The following is a 22,435-nucleotide window of genomic DNA, read 5'->3' on the forward strand; positions in this document are numbered from 1 at the left end:
GTATTTAAGAGATACTGATCTCGTGGGTAATAATAGTACTGATAGTGAAATTAACGTAGTAAAAGATACAGATGTGCCACAGTCAACAGTGAGCGTAGATACTGATCCAATATATGAAGGAGATTTAGTACAGATCGTAACTGTAACTTATGATGAAGCCATGAATCCGTTAGTAACACCGGTTGTAGGTTTTGCAAGCAATGTGGGCGCGATAACAACACAGGGCGACGGAGCATGGACAGTAGGCAATACAGTATGGACCGAGACATTTGATGTAACAGATGCAGATGAAGAAACAGCTACGGTAACAGTAAGCTCAAGTGGAGCAGAAGATGAAGCTGGTAATACAGAAGGAGCAAGTACAGCAGATACGTTTGCGATAGATACTGCTGCACCGGCTGTAAATATTACTTATCCGTTGGCTGGGAACAGAGTAAATGGGACAGCGGTGATCACCTTTACAGATGATGATTTAACTAACGCACAGGTATCGATTGATGACACTAATTATGTAGCTGTGGTAAGTGGCATAACTACGTTAAGCGATATTACGGGATTTAATGCATTAGGTGATGGTAACTTCACATTGTACTTACGTGATACAGATACGGTAGGTAATGTTGGAACAGATACAGAAGTAAATGTGGTAAAAGACACAGATGCGCCGCAGTCAACAGTGAGTGTGGATACTGATCCTGTATATGAAGGCGACTTGGTGCAACAAGTTATTGTAACCTATGATGAAGCGATGAACCCGGCTTCAACTCCGGCAATTAATTTTGTGGGGAATACCGGAGCAATCACAACGCAAGCTAATGGTATGTGGGTTAGCGGTAATACAATTTGGACAGAGACATTTGATGTAACAGATGCCAATGAAGAAACAGCTACGGTAACGGTAAGTTCAAGTGGAGCAACAGATGAAGCTGGTAACATTGAAGGCGCATGTACAGCAGAGACTTTTGCGATAGATACTATTGCACCGGCTGTAAACATTACTGCTCCGTTGGCTGGGAACAGAGTAAATGGGACAGCGGTGATCACCTTTACAGATGATGATTTAACTAACGCACAGGTATCGATTGATGACACTAATTATGTAGCTGTGGTAAGTGGCACAACTACGTTAAGCGATATTACAGGATTTAATGCATTAGGTGAAGGTAACTTCACATTGTATTTGAGAGATACAGATACAGCGGGTAATATTGGAACAGATACAGAAGTGAATGTAGTAAAAGACGCAGATACCCCACAAGCAACGATAAGCGTGGATAGCGATCCAATATATGAGGGCGACTTAGTTCAACAGGTAACCTTGGCTTATGATGAAACCATGAATCCGGCTGCAACACCAACTATAAACTTTGCGGGTAACTTAGGTGCGATTACTACACAGAGTGACGGTGCCTGGACAGTAGGTAATACAGTCTGGACTGAGACATTTGATGTTGCAGATGTAGATGAAGAAACAGCTACTGTAACTGTATCCTGTGTAAACGGAGAAGACTTAGCAGGTAATGTAGAAGGAGCACCGATTACAGATACATTTGCAATTGATACTCTAAGGCCGAATGTAAATATCACTGCTCCTTTAACCGGCAATTATGTTGGGTTAAGTACAATCATTACATTTACCGATGACGAATTAAACAATGCTGAATGTTCAATAGATGGTACAAATTATACATCAGTAGTCTCAGGGACAAGTACATTAAGTGATATTATTGGATTTAATGCGTTACCGGATGGTAACTTCACATTGTACTTAAGAGATACAGATCCTTCCGGCAATGTTGGAACAGATTCAGAAGTTAATGTTATTAAAGATATCAATGCGCCAAGCGGAACCGTAACTGTAGATACAGATCCTGTATATGAAGGGGATTTGGTGCAGATTGTAACCGTAACATACAATGACACCATGAATCCGGCAGTAACCCCGACTATAGGTTTTGCGGGTAATGTTGGTGCGATAACTACTCAAGGTGACGGGGTCTGGAGCGGCGGCAATACGATCTGGACAGAAACTTTTGATGTTGCAGATGCTAATGAAGAAACAGCCACGGTTACGGTAACTTCAAGTGGAGCAGAAGATCTGGGAGCGAATCCGGAAGCGGTTTGCGTATCTGCTAATTTTGCGATAGATACGCTTGGCCCGAATGTAAATATTACATATCCGTTAACCGGAAATTATGTGATTGGAACGGATGTGATTACGTTTACGGATGATGTATTAAATAATCCGGAATGTTCAGTAAACGGCAGTGTGTATGTGGGTGCTGTAAGCGGTACAACAACATTAAATGATATTACGGGATTTAGCGGATTCTCAGACGGAACATTTACCTTGTATGTAAGAGATAGTGATGCTGTAGGTAATGTGACTACAGACATTGAAGTGAATATAGTTAAAGAGACTACTCCTCCGAGTGGAAATATTACTTCACCAGTGAACGGATCATATCATTCAGGGAACCCCATATTAACTGCGGATGCTACAGACGGTGGCAGTGGAGTAGAATCAGTGAAATTCCAGTATAAACTGAGTACTGATATAAGTTATACAGATCTTAATACTGATTACTCAGCGCCATATATAGGTGACTGGGGAGCTTTGGTTCTAGCTGCTGGGTCAAGTTATCATGTGCAGGCAGTGATCAAAGACAATGCCGGAAGTGAAACAACTACCACCGCAGTATTGTTTGGCGTGATTGAATTGAGTTTAGATGCTACAGTGCTGAGCAATTCACCGTATACCGTAGGTACCCCGGCAGTGATTAGTGGTACGGCAATTGTTAGTGGTAATGTGGCTTTAGAATATTCAAGCACTGGTCCGGCGGGTGTATATGTAAGCTTGGGTACGGGAGCTAATAATGTGAGTGTAAGTAGTCAGGCATTTAGTTATAATTGGACGGTATCTGATGGCATTAGTAATAATGTATATATAAAGGTAAGAGATATTGATACCGGAGCTGAAGTAGTAAGCGGGCCGGTAACGATTAGAGCCGGATTTAGTAATGTAAATTTAAGTGTGGCAGCGAGTGGAAGCTATTATACGGTAGGTGAGAGCGTAACAATTAGCTGGACAACAGATGGAACAGTAGCTGATGTCAAACTGGAATACTATACCGGTACATATAATGAATCATTAGCTCCGGATATCGAAACAAGTGTGGCTAATATCGGTAGTTATAGCTGGACAGTACCGGATTATATAACTAGTGGTGTGATAATCAGAATAACCGATGCAGTCGCCGGACATCCGGAAGCAACAGGAGATTCAAGCGCGTTTGAAATAAAGGGGATATTGGCAGTGAATACTCCGGCTAGTGATTTATATGCGACGCAGGAATATGATTTAACCTGGGATGTTACCGGAGATATTGGAAATATAAAAATAGAATATCAGACATCACGGGATAATGGCGCAACAGATCCGTATAGCGGCTGGGCAGAAGCTGTAGCGAGCATAGACAGCGATTGGATAACCGGCCAGGGTGTAAGTGCGCAAAGTGGTACATATAGATGGACAGTGACAGACGCGGTATTAGCTGAGATGGGAGCATCAAATGTGCAAAGCGATCCGGACGTATATATGAGGATCAGGATTGTGGATGCGGATGATAGTACAGTGTATGCAGAGAGTAACGGATTCATTGTAAGATATCGCATTATTACCTGGCATATAATTGACTCGAACGGAGATACAGTAGCCGGTTTGAACGTAGAAGAAACAGGTGCATCAACTCCGCAAAAAGAAGCATGGTCAATAACCAATAGTAGTTTTGACGGAAATAATACAATGAGGTATTATCCGGACAATGCAAGTATAACGGATGAAGCGAGTACTACTGTATTTAGTTTTCTGGATAATGGAACAATATATACCAAGAGTTCGGGAATGTGGAGAGCTGACAGCGATAAGACATTAACGTATGTTATTGATACTTCAGATACAGTCGCCGTAAGCTACAACGTAAATGTAAATGCGGTATATGATGCGGATAGCGATGCAATAGATGTTTCGGTATGGATGACTAATCAGGGAGAGTTGGTAGAGAGAGTTGATATCTTGACAGATCTAACCGCAGTAACGTTGAATGTATATGATTCCGCGGGAACGCAGTTAAACGCTAGTGATTTAGGATCGGGAATAACTTCTAATGCTAACGGGATTTTCTTAGGTATGACTTATGATCCTAGCGGAGGATTGGATGTCGATATCGCATATACGATAAAGGCAGTGGTAACGCAAAAGGGGCATACATATACCGGAGCAACTATATTTGTGATACCAAATGTTGTCAGCTATAATGTGAAACTTACTGCGTCGCATGATAGTACTAATGATTCAGTATTAACTAATGTATGGTTAGAGCGTAATGGAACAGCTGTATCTATACCCGGCGATTTAACGCTTACAATTTATGACAGTGACGGAGCGGTTGTATTTAGTCAGACATATGATGGATACGATACCAGTTCTGATCCAACTTATGATGCTTCTCTGAACAACGGTGTATATACTAATGTAGAATGGGATCCGGCTGCCGGCTTGCCTGCAAATACATTGTATACAGTAAAGGGAGAAGTAACTTATAGAGGCAAGACATATATTGGCATAGAATCGTTTATGAAAACTGAGTTAGGGAACATAGTTTCTGATTTGGAAGCAATGAGTAATGATGTGGAAACAGTAAAGTCACAAGTAGGTACTGTATCAACTCAGGTGAGTACGGCGACAAGTTCAATGGAAGATGTGAAGAAGGCAGTGGAAGAGACTTTGCCGGCAAGAGTCGAACAGTTAGAATCTGACACAGAAAAAATATTAGCTGCAACCGGAGAAGAGTCACTTTCTGATGAACTTTCGGTTGTATTAGACGAGGTTGTGCAGGATGTTCAGCCGCATGTAAAATCAGGGATTCTTAACCGGACCGTAGTTGTAAAAGAAGGCGACACAGTAACGATTCGGTACCGTACTGATTCCGGGCTGGCTCCGTTGATTGATGTCTATGATCCGAGCAATACAAAACAGATCAATGGCGGAACAATGACAGAAGTTGAAAGCACGGGTGTTTATGAACATGCTGTAACCTTCGAGTGGGGATTGGGAGAATTTAATATAGTTTGTTCTGAGGCAACACAAGGTACGGCAGACGCGATAACTATAACCGTGGTTTCTCACGACCTTCAGGATATCGCAGACCAGACCTCAACAATCTTAGGTGCGACAGCTGGTGATAGTAGTCAAGGTATAGATGATATTGATGCGCTTATTGGTCAGCTTGAATCTCAGTTTGGCGCAATAGAGTCCAGCTTATTGACTTTAAGCGCGGGGATGGGCCTGGATGAAGGCGGTGAAGGGATAGGGGAATTTGAATTAGATACTATATACGAACAATTAGTAATTATGAGCGAGCAGATAAAGAAACTAAGCCAGGGTGAATTGTTCGGATTGGCTAGCTTAGAAGAAAAAGCAGAAGTAGAAGCAGCGAAAAAAGATGACATCATGTATTTGAAGAATAAAACCCAGGAACTTAAGGCGATATTAGAGTTGAACAATAAGATGATTGACGATATGAGCTCTACTCCTGAGGTTCAGATATGGTATGAGTTTAGATAGTAATATAATGATAAATGATGAATGATAAGTGATGAACGAAAAGATGAAAGGATAAAAAGAGAAATAAAAAATATTTATATGGTTTTTGATATTTTATTTTTGTATTAATAATTCATCACTAATAATTTATAATTAATAATTAAATGTAGGGGGTAAATATGTTAAAACGGATTTTTCTATTCACGGTAATTGCATTGCTTTGTGCGGGATCAGCTCAGGCAAATATTGTATTAAAAGCAGTTGGCGCAAATCCATCCAAATTACAAAAACAAACAGTAGTTATAAAAGCATATTTACCAAAAGAAGTTATGCCTGAACATGTTGTTGGTAAATCTGATTTAGATATATTCTATGATACTCAGCAGTGCGCGTATTATATACAAGGTGAATATGAACTTGAGCCGGGTGAAATTGTAGAACGGGAAGTAGAAATGAAAGATATCTGGCATGTTGATGAAAGCGAAATAAAAAGTGTTAGAAACGGTACAGTTAAAATAATAGAGCTATTAAAAGGAACAGACTATGAGGAAAGAGCAGATTTTTTAAAAGAAAGTATACATAGCAGATTAGATGAAATAGATGACAAACAAAAGATGCCTGCGGTAACTCCGCAGAGACATATTTCTACTTATAGGGATAATTTAAAACTTTTGGAAGCAGCTAAAGATGACCTTTTGGTGTTAAGAAGTTTTCTTTCACAGATCAAGCTCTTGCCGTCTATAACTATATGGAAAGTGTTTTTTGGCGTGATTGTTTTCTTGGCAATTTTGGGATTAGGTCTTTATGCGATGTGGTATAAGCAATCGAAAATAATAGCTCCGGCTACTTTAATGCCTGGAGCTGAGGACCGGGAAGATGTTGTTATTTCCAAGTATCATGATTCTGATAAAGAGAAAGAAGTGAGTGCGAAGGATATTGAGGATATCCTGAAAAAGAAGAGGGATGATTCTGAGTAAGCTTAAGTCGTTAGGCGTTGGTATTATATGAGACCATATTGGTCTGGATTATTAAGTCTTATTGAGTCTTGTTTGGTTGGTTTTGAGGGGGTTTGGAGAGGTTTTTTTGAGGAGTTTTTGAGAGATTTGGAGATTTTATAAGGTATTTTGGGGTTTTTAGGGCGGTAGAGTAGTTTGTGCAAGGAGAATAAGTACTTTTGCGGATGTAAAAAGACCCCTGAAATGTGATAAATTTATAGTATAAGGAAGTACTATATTAATATATATAAAGGAATGGAAATGAAAAAGAGACCGATTGAGATAATTAAGAAAGCTCAAAGAGGCGTGCTGCGCTTTGGCTGGATCTTTATTTTAGGTCTGCTGCTTGCCTGCCCCGGCAGTAGTGTGCAGTCAGAAGTGGTCTCATATAATTCCCCCCTTATCTGGAGTATTAGCGGAGAGGGGGATTTTACTTTAGAGCAATACACATCACCCGGGACTTATGAACTTAGCCGGGCGATTGTAACCAGCGGCCGGATTCGTTCTATAACCGCAAGCTGGAAATTTCAGGGACAAGTGAAATTGGAAGTCAGCGCGGATGACGGAGTTAATTATACACAGGTGGTTAATGGTGTTACTTTATCTTCCGGGTTTAGAAAAGGCAGCCGTCTTAAATGGAGAGTTGTTTTAGGCGCTGAAAGTGTTCTTAGTGAAATCAGAATATCTTATACAGATGCTTCCGGATTAATCAGTAATTTCGGACAGCCGTTACTTTCCGGTTTTGCTTACCGTAAACCGATATACATCAATAATGCTTCCGGCCGTGAAATGTTTAATTATCAGTTAAAAATAAATGTGGGCGAAGCTTCGTCTACTGATTCATTTGATGTGCAATGTCATGGTGCGATATACGATGATTTTGAAGATATTCGCTTTACAAGCACAGACCGCAAAACAATCCTGCCTCATTATCTGGAAACTATTAAAAGTATCGAGCCGAGCCGCCAGGCTGTTTGCTGGGTAAATATTCCGCAGATTCCGGTAGAAGGAATAATGCTGTATATGTATTACGGCAACACTAACGCAGAAGATATATCTTCTGCGGATGCTGTGTTTGATTTCTATGATGATTTTAAAGGAACTGAGCTTAATGTAGCGAAGTGGGCGTTGCAGCAGGGAGAATCTGCGGTTTCCGAAAAGGGCTTAGAATTATATGGGGCACAAATAGCCAGCAGGGAATATAAAATTAAAGACGGTGTGATTGAGTATAGAGCAAAAGCAGAAGCGGGCAATGAAATACGAGTTGTTTTACGGGCAAGTAAAGAGGATTTACTAGAAGGCTCAAATCAGATTGCTTATTCCTCCAATTATACGGGCGCGGAACACTGTGTTGCTACTGAAGGGATTGTTCGGGCTAATGAATCAGCGCCGATTACTTCCGGGGTTGATTATAATTATCGCGTGAGTTTAAAGGGGACACAGATTACTTTTCAAAGATATGATGACGAATACCAAAATGTAGAAGCAGAAGTTACATATACTGACGTAGCAGGTTTGACAACCGGATATATTGGGTTAACTACCGGTGTTGGCCGCAAGGCTTGTTTTAAATGGGTAAGAGTAAGAAGGTATCCGGCGAATGCGGCAGAAGTCGATCCGGGATCAGCATTGTCAAAGCCGGAGAGAGTGGATATGCCTTATTTTGCTGACTTGCAATTAAATAAAAAAGGTAACCTGGTTTTAAAGGATGATGAAACCCAGGGGAATTATGTTTCTACAGGAATAACTCTGCCGTATGAAGCCAGAATATTTGTGCCCTCTTATGGGGCCGCAAGAACAGATGAAGGGATTGTAAAATTAGGCGTATCTATGGATAGAGGGAAAGCATGGATTAAAGGAACCTGGGATAAGAGGAATTATTTTGTTTCTAAAAAAGATATAATGCGCGCGGATAAATTAAAATTTAGATTAGATTTTGAAAGAGTTAATGGGGTAGGCGCAGAACTTGAAGTGTTAAGTATCGATTATAAACCGGGAACAATTACGTTACTTGAACCTAACGGCGGAGAGCAGTGGCAGTCTGGTGCTTCGGAAAGTATTTTCTGGTCAGCCCAGGAATACGGTTCAGAGTATTATATGCTGTTGGAATATTCATTAGATAAAGGTAAGAATTACGAAGTAATAACCGAAGAGGCAGAGAATACCGGAAAATATACATGGGATGTGCCAAAAAATATTTCCAGTGAAGAAGTATTGGTCAGGATATCAGATTCATTATATGAAAAGGTTTTTGATATTTCTGATACCGAGTTTGCTATATTCATGAAAAAAGAAATCGAAAAACCGGAAGAAGCAAAGAAGATAGAAGAAGAACTAATAAAAGAGAAGAAAAAAGGTGAAAAGGGAAAAAGAGGCAGGAGGAGACAAAAGACAGGAACTCCAGAGCCGGAAGTACCGGCGATTGAAGTAGAAGATGTAGATTTAGATACGCTGACTGAAACCAGTGGTAGAGTTGGTACTAAAGCCTATGAAGCATTGGTCAAGTTAGGTGATAATTATCATTCTGATCCTGATGAAGATGCCCGCGCCTGCTTTAAACATGGTGACATTGTCTTAATCAAGCCTGCCGGCTACGCATGGACTGATAGTGAGCGTTCAGGTTTTTTGATCGTGGAACTCTTTTTGACAGAAGAAGAAGCTATTCAATTGATGCAGCCAAAAAAAGCAGAGATGTCCAGAGCAGAGAAAAAGGGCGAACGGCGCATAAGGAAATTGAAAAAAAGAGCGAACAGGATAAATTTGAAAAAGCTTGGCATTTCTAAACGGGATGCTAAAAAGGCTAAGGTAAGAAGAAAGAAACTCAAGGCCCTGGGGAAACGCTTAAAAGGCAAGGCCTTAAAAGTTACAGTAATAGAGGAAAAGAAAGATTAAAATGCGAAAGCTACTGATCTGCACAATTTTATTTATTTTCATAGCTCTAGGCACAAGTACTGCCTACGCAGACTTTTGGGTAAATGCCAGTAGCACTAATTACGATTCGCATTGTGGCGACTCAAATGGCTCTTTGGAATTAGTAGATGCTTTGGATGATACACAGTATTGGCAGCATTCTCCAAATGAAGTACATTGGTTTATTCTTGACTTTGGCACGTCTTTGAATGTGAAAAGGTGGCGTGCAAGAAGTAATACTTCGATGGACCCTACTGATATTGATGTGTATGTAAGCGATATAAAAGGTACCTGGGGAACTGCAGTGAGCACAGGTACGTCACTGTCTGCCTCAAGCACATATGTTACGGTTGATAGCACTGATAAACAAGGTCGATACGTCTACGTGGTTATTAACTCCACAGAACATGCATTTAACTGGAATTCATTTGGACAATCAACAGGATATAGTGATGGCCTTCCAATTTTTGATGTTGAAACAGAAGCACCTCCTTCACTTCCAGCGCGCACTAACTATACCCAAGATGCTAATTGCCAGGCTGTCTGGCTTTTTGCTGAGGGCACTGGTGGTGTTGTGGCTGATGCTTCGCAAAATACTAATACAGGTACTTTCAGTAATGTGACCTGGAGCGCGGCTAGTCTTCCCAAGCCCTATATGGCAAGCTCTGGAGTTTTCAATGGCACTACCGCCCAAATTAACTGTAATTCCAATGGTAGTTTAGACGATATGAGCCCTGTCACCTGCGTAGTTTGGAGCTATCCCGATACGCCGGGTGAGAATAATATTGGAACTTTTTATAATAAAGTTGATGTTGGGGAAACTTATTTTAGACTTCGAGATGCTGATCATAAGCTTGAGTTTGATCGTGACCACGTTGATGGAGACTTATTTGTAGTAACCGCAGCCAGTCAATATGTTGAGGATCAATGGCAGCATTTTGCGGTGACTTGGGACGGGACAGTAAATGCTACAGGTGTGCATATCTATGTCGATGGTGAAGAGGTTTCTTCTTATGGTACTCAAACTGATGGTTCAGGAGCAATAAAAACAGATGCAGATGGGAATTTATACATCGGAAACCGCAATGGCCAGGTCAGACATTTCGATGGAAATATGGCAGAGTTTGCTCTCTTTGACCGAGTGCTAACTCAAAATGAAATCCAGGCGATAATAGCTAGAGGCCTTCAGGGCTCACCCACATTGTTTAATAGTGGTTTTGAGACCGGGGATCTTAGTGAGTGGGATTCTTACAGCAATAGTAATGATACGATGGTAGCATCTACTAATGCCGAATATGCAGATACCTATGGTGCGTTGGTGACGCTTGCATCGTCACCGGGGTATGCCTATGTAGAAAAAGAAGTTACAGGGTATGCTCATGGGGAAATTTATATACGATTTTTTATTAAATTTGTAGAAGATGACTGGCAATATGTACAAAGCTCAGAAAGCGTGTTGCTCGAGTGTCTAAATCTTTTTGATGCCACTCTTGCGGAGCTTAAACTCTTCTATAGCAGTAGTAATTATTATCTTTATCTCACCCAAAAGACCGATGGCAGCGATGTTAACCGGCCCGGTTCACAGGCATCCGGGTGGAATGCAAATTCATTAGTTGATGGCAGATGGCATTCTATCGAGTATCATTTCAAGGCGGGAACAGGAGCTAATGGCATAATTGAGCTTTTTGTAGATGGAACTGATGTAGCTAATGGTACTGATGCCTATGATATGGATGAACAGCATTTTTCCAAGCTGCGACTGGGAATTATTGGCACTGATACCAATGATGATGGAGAATTTTATATCGATGATGTGCGAGTGGGAGATACTGCGCCACTTGGGGCGGGTGCATTACCTAAAGAAGATTGGCTCTATATTAATAGTACACATTTTGATTCCGCTTGTAGCGCTGCTTCAGGATGGGAAGATATTCTTGATGATGCCGGTGCTTTAACACACTCAGCAAATGAAGTGCACTGGTTAATTGTTGATTTAGGAAAAGATTATCTAGTTACAAAGGTTAGAGGAAGAAGTGATCATATTGGCGATCCTGATGATGTGGATATCTATGTGAGTAAGGATAAAACCAACTGGGGTGAAGCGGTGTACACTGCTGGGTCATTCTTACCCGCTACTTTTGTTGAACTTGATACCACGGATAAGGTGGGTCGCTATGTTAAGATGGAGATTAATAGCACTGAGCATGTCACTGACTGGCTCTATTGGTCCGATGGGGGAAGTTGGTTTGGTGATGGTCTATCTAGTTTTGATGTTCAAGGAAGAGAGGCAGGTCAAGAATTTGTCTGTTCGATCAGAAGTGACGGGCAGCCGGCTGATTATAGTTCATTGGTGAGTTGGCAGTCAGCTATTCAGTGTGACTTAACCTCTGCAGTTACCGCCGAATGGACCACCCAAGTAGGCAGTGATATTGCCGATGGTACTACGGTAAGCTGGTTTGGCGGAACCGGAACATTAAAACATATGACGACAGTTGCTAAATCAGGTGCTAATACTTTTCTTATCGTACCTGTTTCCGGTGATTCTTTAGAAGATAGTGATCTGGTTAGTGATGGAGAGAACAGTTTTATTGTAAGCGGTGTGCCTGTCTCTGTAACTGCTGTAGCTAAGATTGCCGGTACTTGGGCCAGCGCGGAAACATCAAATATTGATATTGATGGATGGACAACTTCCGTGGCAAATTATATCAAAATTTATGCTACGGGGGATGCTTTTCATAAAGGATTGAAAGGTTCTAGTGCTTACTGGATTGATCCCGCATCAGATGGACATGCAATTACCGTAAATGAGGATTATACCTATATTGAAGGCTTAAGGGTTACTGGGGTAACCGGGGAATCCAGTGAGGGATTTAGAGTGTATGGTGACTATACCACCATATCAAAATGTCTTATCCATGATATAGGTCAGGATAATGGCAATTCAGATGCAATTTATATTGGAAGTAACGGCCTCACTTTATATGTTTTAAATAATATTTTCTATGATATATCGCGATCAGCGGTAATGTTTCAGAATGTGCAAAACGCTACGGCATATGTCTACAACTGTACAGCCTATAATTGCATGAACATGAGCACCTATACCGATTATTGTGTTATTGGTTTTGATAGAAATGCAACCCGTAGTAATGCCGGCTCCTTATGTGTAGTTAAAAACACCATTGCCCATGCTTATAATAACAATCGCCCATGTTTTCAATCGGTAAGTTTAGGCACTCCGGCTCAAGATGGCGATTATACAGGTAGTGATTATAATATTTGTAATGATACTAGCAATACCGAAGTTGGCACTAATTCCTTGGGTAGTAGAACCTTTAATGATAATGAAGATGCCACATCAGGAAATTATGTAATCTTTTCCTCAGTTACTGCAAACAGTGAAAACTTACACTTATACAATACTGCAGAAAATGATGCAATTGACTTTGCACCAAGCCTCTCAACAGATGATAACCTTCCGTTTAGTGATGATATTGATGGCACTACCAGGCCAATAGGTTCTGGCTGGGAAGCAAGTGCCGATGAGGCGGATGCAACTGCTGCGACAATTGTCGATGCCACTTTGTATGATACTGATAACAATGGCTACATTGATGAAATTTTAATTGAATTTAGTGAGAATATGGATGATTCATCAATCACAAATGCGGATGCTTCCCAATTTGAGTTTGACAGTATAGACTGCACTGATGTTGATGATGCTACTGATTCTAGTAGCGGTAGTTCCCCATCGAATCCGGATGATCCACAGATAGCAAATGATCAGTATATTACCATCTTTACAAATGAAAGTGTCTTTGGTACTGGTTTAGATAACGAACTTACCTTTGTCGGTGCCGCTGATGAATATGAAGACTTAAACGGAAATGACACCGCAAGTGATTCAACTATTACCGAGGTTGATGAGGCAGCTCCTATTTTAGTGAGAGTATATATTGCGGATGCCGGACCTACTGCTGGTGTGTGCAATGATCCGGGCGACAGAATGGATTTGATTTTTTCAGAAGGGTTAAGCGCACTTCCTTCTGCAGCTGATCTTGATGATGCAATTGAAGTAGATTCTGCCGCTGGCGATCATATTCCTACAAACGGTACTGATGGAACATATGCTTTGGCTACTACCACTTTTAGTAATGACACGATAAGAATTATTTTTGGTACCACCGGAAACGGTTGGGTAGCTCCTGCTACTGCTATTGCAGCCGGAGATTCTGTGGAAGTTAGTGATGGCAGTGATCTTACTGATGGGGCATCTAATACCGCGAATACTTCTGCAGCTAGCCAGGAGGCAGGACGCGCTCTAGTTGATACAGAAGTAGTGCTTCATATAGGAGATAATAGAGGCAATGTAAATATTACAGGTGTTACAGGATATCGGGATGCCTGGGTTGTACAATGTGCAGCAGCTGATTTATCAGACATTAGAGTGGGCGATTGTCTGGCTGATGAAGCAGCGGATGTAGCACGGTGGCGTATTATCGCGGTTGATAATAGTGCGGATACAATCACCGTGAGCTATGAACTTCCTTCACAATATACCTGGGCTTCGAGTGGTACTGGTCCTAGTTTTGCGGGTTCGACACAAGCCTGGGCAGGAGCCTGGTATACGACACTTTCTTCTTGGGAATCAGATAGAGATGGTGATATCACAGCTACAGGAAGAAATACTCGCGAAACCGCGGCTTGTTATAATGACTGGGCAGGAGGATTAGACAACACGCTTTGGGTTAGTGGTTCAACAACTGACTCAAGTCACTATTTCAAGATCACCTCTCCGGCTGGTCAAAGACATAATGGAATTGCCGGAACAGGATTCCACTTAAAGCCAACAACAAATCAAAATGCCAGCGCTATTGGCATAGATCAAGCATATACAGTAGTTGAATGGCTGGAGATTTCCAACTGGACAGGATATTCAGGCTGGAATGTCAGGTATGCAATTGAAGCGGCGCTTGTTAATGGATTGGTTACTATCCGTAATAATATAGTTCATGATAATGGTACTGACTCAAGAAATGAGCAGCATGGAATAAGAATCAATAGAAATAACTATATTTACAATAATATAGTTTACAATATATCAGGAAGAGGCATATATGAGATTTCTGGATATAGTACTAACCTCCAGATTTATAGTAATACCGTATATAATTACAATACAAGAAACGGCGGCTTTTACGGTATAAGTTTTGGCTCTGACACTGACGGTAACTGCAAAAATAATATCGTTATAGCTGGTACCAATGGCGGAAATTGTTTCGGCTTCAGCGGGATAACTCATGACTACAATGCATCAAGTGATGCAACCGCAAATGGATCTAATGCGTTAAATTCCGGGAGTCCTACTGTGCCAAGCACTAGTTATTTTGTTTCTACTACAGCCAGCTCTGAGGATCTCCATCTTCAATCCACAGCTGATTGTATCGGTAAAGGCACAAGTGTAAGCTATGCTTATGATATTGATAACGATGAAAGACCTCTGGCTACTACTTGGGATATGGGCGCGGATGAATATGCGGCTACTCCTACCTTTACAGATTATACTGCTACTGCAGGAGTTGGTAATACTGGTGGTGCCTATGCGATTAGCTGGGAAGATTTCAATAATGATGGCCACATAGATTTATTTATTGGCGGGGTTGGACAGATGTACTACAACGATGGTGATGGTACTTTTAGTATATGGGGCGGTTCTGGTTATGGGGACAGAGCTGCTATTTGGTTTGATGCTGATAATGCTGGCGATATGGATTTATTCGCTTCTTTAAATGGTATTTTCTATCAAAATGAAGGCGATGGGGCAGATTTCACAGAAAGGGCTGCCGCGGCTAATCTGGTGGGAAGCAATTTAGGTACTACTGCGGCCCTAGATTACAATAAAGACGGTTTTATTGATGTTTTCTTTGCTAACGGAGACACTGTCTATAATGAAATGAGGGTAAACAATGGTAATGGCAGTGATTGCACATTTACCACTATAGATGGTTCGGCAATTGGCCTTAATACCGGTGAGGATAATGGTGAGACCACAGCTGTTGCTGATATTGACAATGACGGTGATATTGATATTTACTATAATGCCTCAGCTGCTGCAAGACTATACTTTAACGATGGCGATGGGACATTCACTGAAGGTGCAGCTGGAGCAAACATTTCCAGGACAGGTTCATCTTATGCTGGCGCTGCCTTTGGCGATTACAATAATGATGGTTGGCTTGATTTTTATTCAAATCAGGATACTGGTAACGAAAGTATGCTTTATCTAAATGCTAAAGATGGTACTTTTACCAGACAAGGAAGTGCTGCTTGTGATGCGGATCTTGGTGATACCACAGGCGTAGCTTGGGGCGATTACGATAATGACGGAGATTTAGACCTTTTATTAGGTAACGATGGGAGCGCTAATTATCTTTTCAGAAATGATGGCGGAGGTGCATGGACTGATGTTGCAGGCACTCTAGGAATTCAAAATGGTACTTTAGAGTCGCACTCAGTATCATTCGCTGATTATGATAATGATGGTGACTTAGATATCTATTATAATAACAGCAGTGCTGCCAATGCACTCTACCGCAATAATCTCGATAATGATAATTACTTAAAGGTGAAGGTGGTTGGAGCAGGCAGGGGTAATTCTCCACGAGATGGCATTGGCACAAGGATTGAACTTTGGAATAGTGATGAATCCTCTTTACTGGCAATTCGTGAAGTCAGTGGTGGAGAGGGCTATGGAAATTTTCCCTCAAGAATTCAGCATTTTGGCTTAGCTAGCAACTGGGGCGGACCATCAGGAAGTTATGTAGTAAAGGCTAAATTCACTAGTGGCATTGTTGCAACTCGCGCGAGCGTTATTCCGGAAAATGAGTCAATTACTATTGACGTTGAAACCCTCACCAATACTATCGAAATCCGCGAAGAAGATTTTGGCGCGACTGCTATATTGCAGCAAGGGGTGGATGGATATCTTGGTTGTGAAGATACATGGCTATGGGATGACAATGCAACCACTAATTATGGCGATAGCGATGTGATGATAGTCAAATGGGCGGGAGCAGATTATAACAGAACTGGTTTGATACGTTGGGATATTTCCTCCATTCCGGATAGTGCTACAATTACCTCCGTGCGCATGGATCTTGTATACGCAGGTAGCGGGAACAACCCGGGAACAACCTATTTATATGATTGTTTACGTGATTGGGGAGAAATGAGTGCAACCTGGAATACCTATGATGGATCAAATGGGTGGAGTGCGGTTGGTGCTAGAGGAACGGATAGTGATACAGACGGAACGCCAGGAACTTCAACCGGTGACTTGCAAAGCTCACCAGTGTATGCAGCCGATGCTGCTGGTGATCCAAAAGTTTTCTCAAGCAATGGCGCAATGATCACAAGTGTTGAAGATGCACTAAGTGGCGGCTCACTTAACTGGATTATGCACCAAGGTACAAGCAATGACGCTAATTGTACATATGCTACTTCAGAAAATGCACTTGCTTGGGCCAGACCGATATTAACTATTAGCTATGCAGAGCCTACAGCAGAATTCGTAGTTACTGTCAAAGAAAGCGGCGGAGATTATGATAATTTAGAAGAAGCACTCAATGTCGGTGAATGTGATTTAACTGCAGTTACCACAAAGGTATTTTCTCACGCTGGAAAAAATGGATCTTTAGCTGTGAATGATGTAGTGTGCGGTGCATACTCAAATGCTACTGGAACAATCAGAGGAATTACCTCATCACAAATACTTCTTGAGAATATTACCGGGGCATTTTCCTTTGGAGAGCAGGTCTATGAGACACTCAACACTAATTACGTCATTATTGAAGATGCGGGGAAAAGCCCAATCTATACAGTTAAGATAGATGGCACTTGGTCGGCAGCTGATAGTGGTCGGATAATTATCAGCGGTTGGACTACATCAAGTGCTAATTATATCAATATCTATACAACAGAAGCAGCAAGACATGACGGGGCGTGGGATACAGGAGCGTATATAATCGAACACTCTACCGTTTTCGAGCATGTTGTAGATGTCCAATCTGATTATGTTAAGATGACGGGCATACAAATCAAAAAGACAAGTGGAAACGGAGGAGCCAGAGCATTACAAACTTCAGGAGATTTTCTAGAATTTGATAAAATGATAGTCAATGCAGGGAATAATAGGTGTGTTCGCCTAGAACACAATAACGGCAACCCTATTATCCTTACCAACTCAGTGTTTTTAAGTTCCGATTCTGATGATTCTACCTTCGTTACTTATGGGAAAGCCTATCTTTATAATTGCGTTTCTATTAACACAAGCTCTGCTCCTGCTTTTAGTGCAGCCGAGAATTGGATGTACCTAACAAATTGTTATGCTTATTCGGCAAGCGGAACTAGTATTAACGGTAGTTTAGTAGTCACTGCAACATCTGCTTCTGATGATGGAGCGGAATCTACCTCAACAGTTGCATATTCCACATCAAGTGGTGCTTATTTTACTAACGTTACAAACGGCAGCGAAGATTTTCATCTATCAAGTAATTCTTCTAGTCTTTATGATGCAGGAACAGACCTATCAGGAATATTTGCCGATGATATTGATGGTGATCCTCGTATAAGCTGGGACATTGGCGCTGATGAAAGTGATTATCAGCCCAATATCTGGACTGATGCTGATGGGGGAGATAGCAATTGGAGTACTGCAGGTAATTGGGATAGGGGAGTTCCATTAGCAACTCAGTCTGTAATATTTAACTCAAGCTACAATACAGCTTGTACAGCAGACTCAGTAAATATTGGCATAGATTCAATAACTATTGAATCAGGTTATACCTCAACCGTAACCTTCGAGACAAATGCCGTTAATGGCGGTATGGTACTTGACTTGCCGGGAGATTTTACTTTCACTGGCGCTGGACATGTTGTTTTTGAATGCGATACCTCAACCGACTCTATTCCCGGTGGGGTAAATGATGGAACCGGATATACTGTTAATGCTGAAAACATTACCATTGCAGATGGTGCGCACATGCATTCTGATTCCTTGGGCTTTGCTCCGGGAGCTGGCCCGGGAACGCCGTCAGGCCAGAATAGTGCCAGTTACGGTGGTATGGGAAGCGGCGGTGAGGATACCTATGGGTCAGTCACTGATCCAACCAGCTTAGGTAGCGGTGGATCGGTCGGTAGTGGTGATAGCGAAGGAGGTGGCGCAATCACACTTAATGTCAACGACACGCTCACCATAGATGGCTCATTAACCGCAGTAGGAGGTTTGGGTGATTATGGTAGGGTTGGCTCAGGTGGATCAATCAATATTAGTGCCGATACCTTGACCGGTGCAAGTACAGGAGAGATTAACGTACGAGGAGGCTATAGCAACAATAGTCTCGGCAGATACAACGGCGGCGGCGGAAGAATTTCATTATATAATGTAAATAATTGGTCATATTCGGGTGAGATTTTAGCTGGAGAAACCCATGGCGAGTATCATGGACATGCCGGAACCATTGCCTTTCCTGATGATTTTGATCTGGTCGTTGGTGGTGCGGGTAATCCTTCAGATATTTTGATGGGAACCGACTCCACACCTTATCCCTATAATTTCAATTCAATCACTATTAACTCAGGAGGTACCTTAGAAATAGGAGGCAATCCTGAACTTAATGTAGTAGATGGTACTGCACAGGGTAGCGCTGCTGCGATTAACGTAGCCACCAATGTGACGATTAATAATGGTGGATTCTTTGGCGCAGAGGACCGGGGATTTTCCGCAAGCAATGGTCCGGGAGCGGCGTGGACAAATCAAACCGGTGCCCATCATGGAGGTTATGGAACTGCTCCCGAAAATGATGTCTATGGCTCGGTGCTCAATCCTATCTCCTTAGGTAGTGGAGGTCAGGCTGGTAGTGCTGATACTGCCGGTGGCGGAGCAATAATACTTGATGTGACCGGTACGATCACCGTTAATGGCACCTTATCAGCCCGTGGCCTAACTGGTGCCTTTGACAGGGATGGTGCTGGTGGTTCAATCAATATAACTTGCGATACTCTTGGTGGCACAACAGGAACGATTAATGCCTCAGGTGGCGGTGGTGGTGGAAGAGTCAAAATTGCTTATTCAACTATGACCTATGCCGGTTCAATCTATGCATATGGTGGGGAGAGTGATTGCAGCGCTGGTACGATAGTGCTTCGAGATACTGATACCCAGACTTATGGTGACTTAATCATCGAAGACAATGATTATGGCAGTAAAGTTATTCCCATTCCCTGGGAAAACTTTACCGGTACCCCACGCACACTTACCTTGGATTCAATTACTATAGATGATGATGCAATGGTAGTGATACCCGGAGGCAATATCTTAGCTGCAATAGGTGATATCAATATCGGAAGCTCGGGGGATTCAGGTGATACAGCACGCATTATTGCTGAAAGTATAGAACCTGCTGCCCATTGGAAATTAAATGATAATGCCGCAACCACAGTAGTAGTAGATACCATGGGTAATTATGATGGTACTTCAGCTAACAATACTGACACCATGGATATTACCGGTAATGTAAACGGAGGTTTGCAGTTTGAAGATACAGCTAATGATACAGTGAGTTTTCCAACCACTGTTCCGGCTGAGGATTTATTTTCTTTAGTGTTCTGGATGAAAGCTTCTGCACCTTCAGATTTTTCTGAAATATTTACAAAATTCGATACTAATGGATTTAGAATACAATTTAATGATACCGCTGGGTCCTCCCGAAGTATTTATATGAGATTAGACACTTCTGCTGGAGGCAATCAGACTAAAGCGGGGATAGCTGATACTTGTGATGATGCTTGGCATATGTATGTATATATTGTTGATAATGGAACAATAAAATACAGCAAAGATGCTGCAGCTCTAAGCTCTGATACGTATAGCCCTGGCGATGGGTTGGAAAATAGCGCTGCGAATTTTCATATGAATCGTTGGGTTAATACTGATTTTAGTCTTGATAATGTTTTAATATATGATTATACACTTAATCAAGATCAAATAGAGCATCTTTATAATTCAGGAACTGGAACAGAAGCGTCGCTTGGTTTAGGAGTTAAAATTACTGCTGATAATATTAATATCTATGGTTCAGGTGGAGACGGTGCAAGAATAAATGCATTTGCACAAGGCTATGACTATGATGAAGGGCCTGGTGCAGGTGGTACAGACGGCTCATCAGGTTATGGTGCCGGTGGTGGTTATGGTGGTGCGGGTGGCGCATCATCAGATGGTAGTACTGCAGGATCAACTTATGGATCAGCAACTGATCCGCTTGATCTTGGCTCAGGCGGTGGTACTACTGGCGGAGGAGCAGGCGGCGGTGCATTACTCTTTGATATAACGGATACCTTGACCGTAGTTGGTTTTATATCTGTTGATGGCGGAGACGGCAGCTCTGATGGTGGTGGAGGTTCAGGTGGTAGCATTAAAGGAACAGTAGATACATTAGCAGGTGCGGGTATTATTCGTGCCGATGGAGGGGATGGAGCGGGTGCTACTGGCGGCGGTGGTGGCGGCGGAAGAATCTATTTTGATTGTAGTACTGATAACTTTAGTTCCGGCGGAACTCTCCAGGCCTTAGGTGGTTCAGGTGGAAGTAGTTCTAATGGTACCGCATCGATTGTTGAGGTGGATACTGATCCGCCGACTAATGTAGGATGCTCAACGCCAAGTGGTTCAGCAAGCAATCAATCACTTACTCCTACATTAACAGCCTTAACGGCTGCAGATTCAGGTTCTGGTTTACACGCTACTCCTTATTATATAGAAATAGACACAGCGACTACTTTTGATTCAGGCAACTTACAGCAATCAGGCTGGCAGGCAGGTACTGCCTGGATTCCAACAACTGAGCTATCAGTAAACACTACCTATTACTGGAGAGTCAAGGCAAGGGATGCGGAAGAAAATGAATCAGCATCCTGCGGGCATACTGCCGATGCAGCAGGTTATGGTAGTTTTACTACGACTCAGGCTCCTACAGCGCCGACAACTCTTTACAGTAACGATACTGATGCACAGTCAGGTACAAATAACCCAACGAATTTAGGTTCTGCTAATCCGCATTTTTCGGCATTATATAATGATCCGGATACATCAGATACAGCTGTAAATTATCGTATTCAGGTAGATAATGACCAGGATTTTTCCTCTCCTGTTTGGGATGGAAGTGATTTCGGCCAATTCTTCTGGGCCAAGAGATTAGGCGGGACAAGCAGTGATTATGGCATTCGCATCACCAGTGACGCAAATAACAACATCATCGTAACAGGATTTGTTACCGGCAATGCGGATATGAATGGCGATGGAGATTCTGTTGACGGCGGGGCAGAAAGCGCGACAGGCTATGGAAGCAGTGATGTATTCATCTCGGTATTTAACTCATCCGGTACCTGGCAATGGGCCAAGAGATTAGGCGGGACAGGTGCCGATATAGGAGGAAGTATTACCACTGACAACAATAATAACATCATCATAATAGGACATGTTGCCGGTAACGCGGATATGAATGGTGATGGAGATTCCACGGATGGCGGGGCAGAAAGCGCGACAGGCTATGGAAGTCATGATGTATTCATCTCGGTATTTAACTCATCCGGTATCTGGCAATGGGCCAAGAGATTAGGCGGGGACGCGGAGGATTGTGGCCAGGGCATTACCACTGACGCAAATAACAACATCATCGTAACGGGATATGTTGAATACAACGTGGATATAAATGGTGATGGAGATTTCACAGACGGCGGGGCAGAAAGCGCGGGAGATTGTGAAGGTGAAGATGTATTCATCTCGGTATTTAACTCATCTGGTACCTGGCAATGGGCCAAGAGATTAGGTGGGGTATTTTATGATGCAGGCCATAGCATCACCACTGACGCA

The 22,435-nt window shown here is 42.2% G+C and carries 4 protein-coding genes; all 4 read left to right on the forward strand.

All coding sequences use genetic code 11. From position 1 onward, the window contains the following. Positions 1-22: 22 nt before the first annotated feature. Complete coding sequence (locus GY843_RS00740; protein WP_297305805.1) at positions 23-5,626, forward strand: hypothetical protein; 5,604 nt, start codon at positions 23-25, stop codon at positions 5,624-5,626. A gap of 158 nt (positions 5,627-5,784) precedes the next feature. Next, positions 5,785-6,582, forward strand: coding sequence for a hypothetical protein (locus GY843_RS00745; protein ID WP_297305806.1), 798 nt, complete (start codon positions 5,785-5,787; stop codon positions 6,580-6,582). Between the two features lie 279 nt (positions 6,583-6,861). After that, positions 6,862-9,492 carry a DUF2341 domain-containing protein gene (locus GY843_RS00750; RefSeq protein WP_297305807.1) on the forward strand — a complete coding sequence of 877 codons (2,631 nt, stop codon included), beginning with the start codon at positions 6,862-6,864 and terminating at the stop codon, positions 9,490-9,492. Between the two features lies 1 nt (position 9,493). After that, positions 9,494-22,435: LamG-like jellyroll fold domain-containing protein (locus GY843_RS00755; protein ID WP_297305808.1), on the forward strand; the 12,942-nt coding region annotated here is incomplete at its 3' end.

The sequence above is a fragment of the Neptuniibacter sp. genome (assembly GCF_024231755.1).
Classification (GTDB): domain Bacteria; phylum Pseudomonadota; class Gammaproteobacteria; order Pseudomonadales; family Balneatricaceae; genus Neptuniibacter.

What these genes read in the sequence shown, in the direction of transcription:
- GY843_RS00745 (WP_297305806.1), top strand. Translation starts at nt 5,785, where the DNA reads ATGTTAAAACGGATTTTTCTATTCACGGTAATTGCATTGCTTTGTGCG.
- GY843_RS00750 (WP_297305807.1), top strand. Translation starts at nt 6,862, where the DNA reads ATGAAAAAGAGACCGATTGAGATAATTAAGAAAGCTCAAAGAGGCGTG.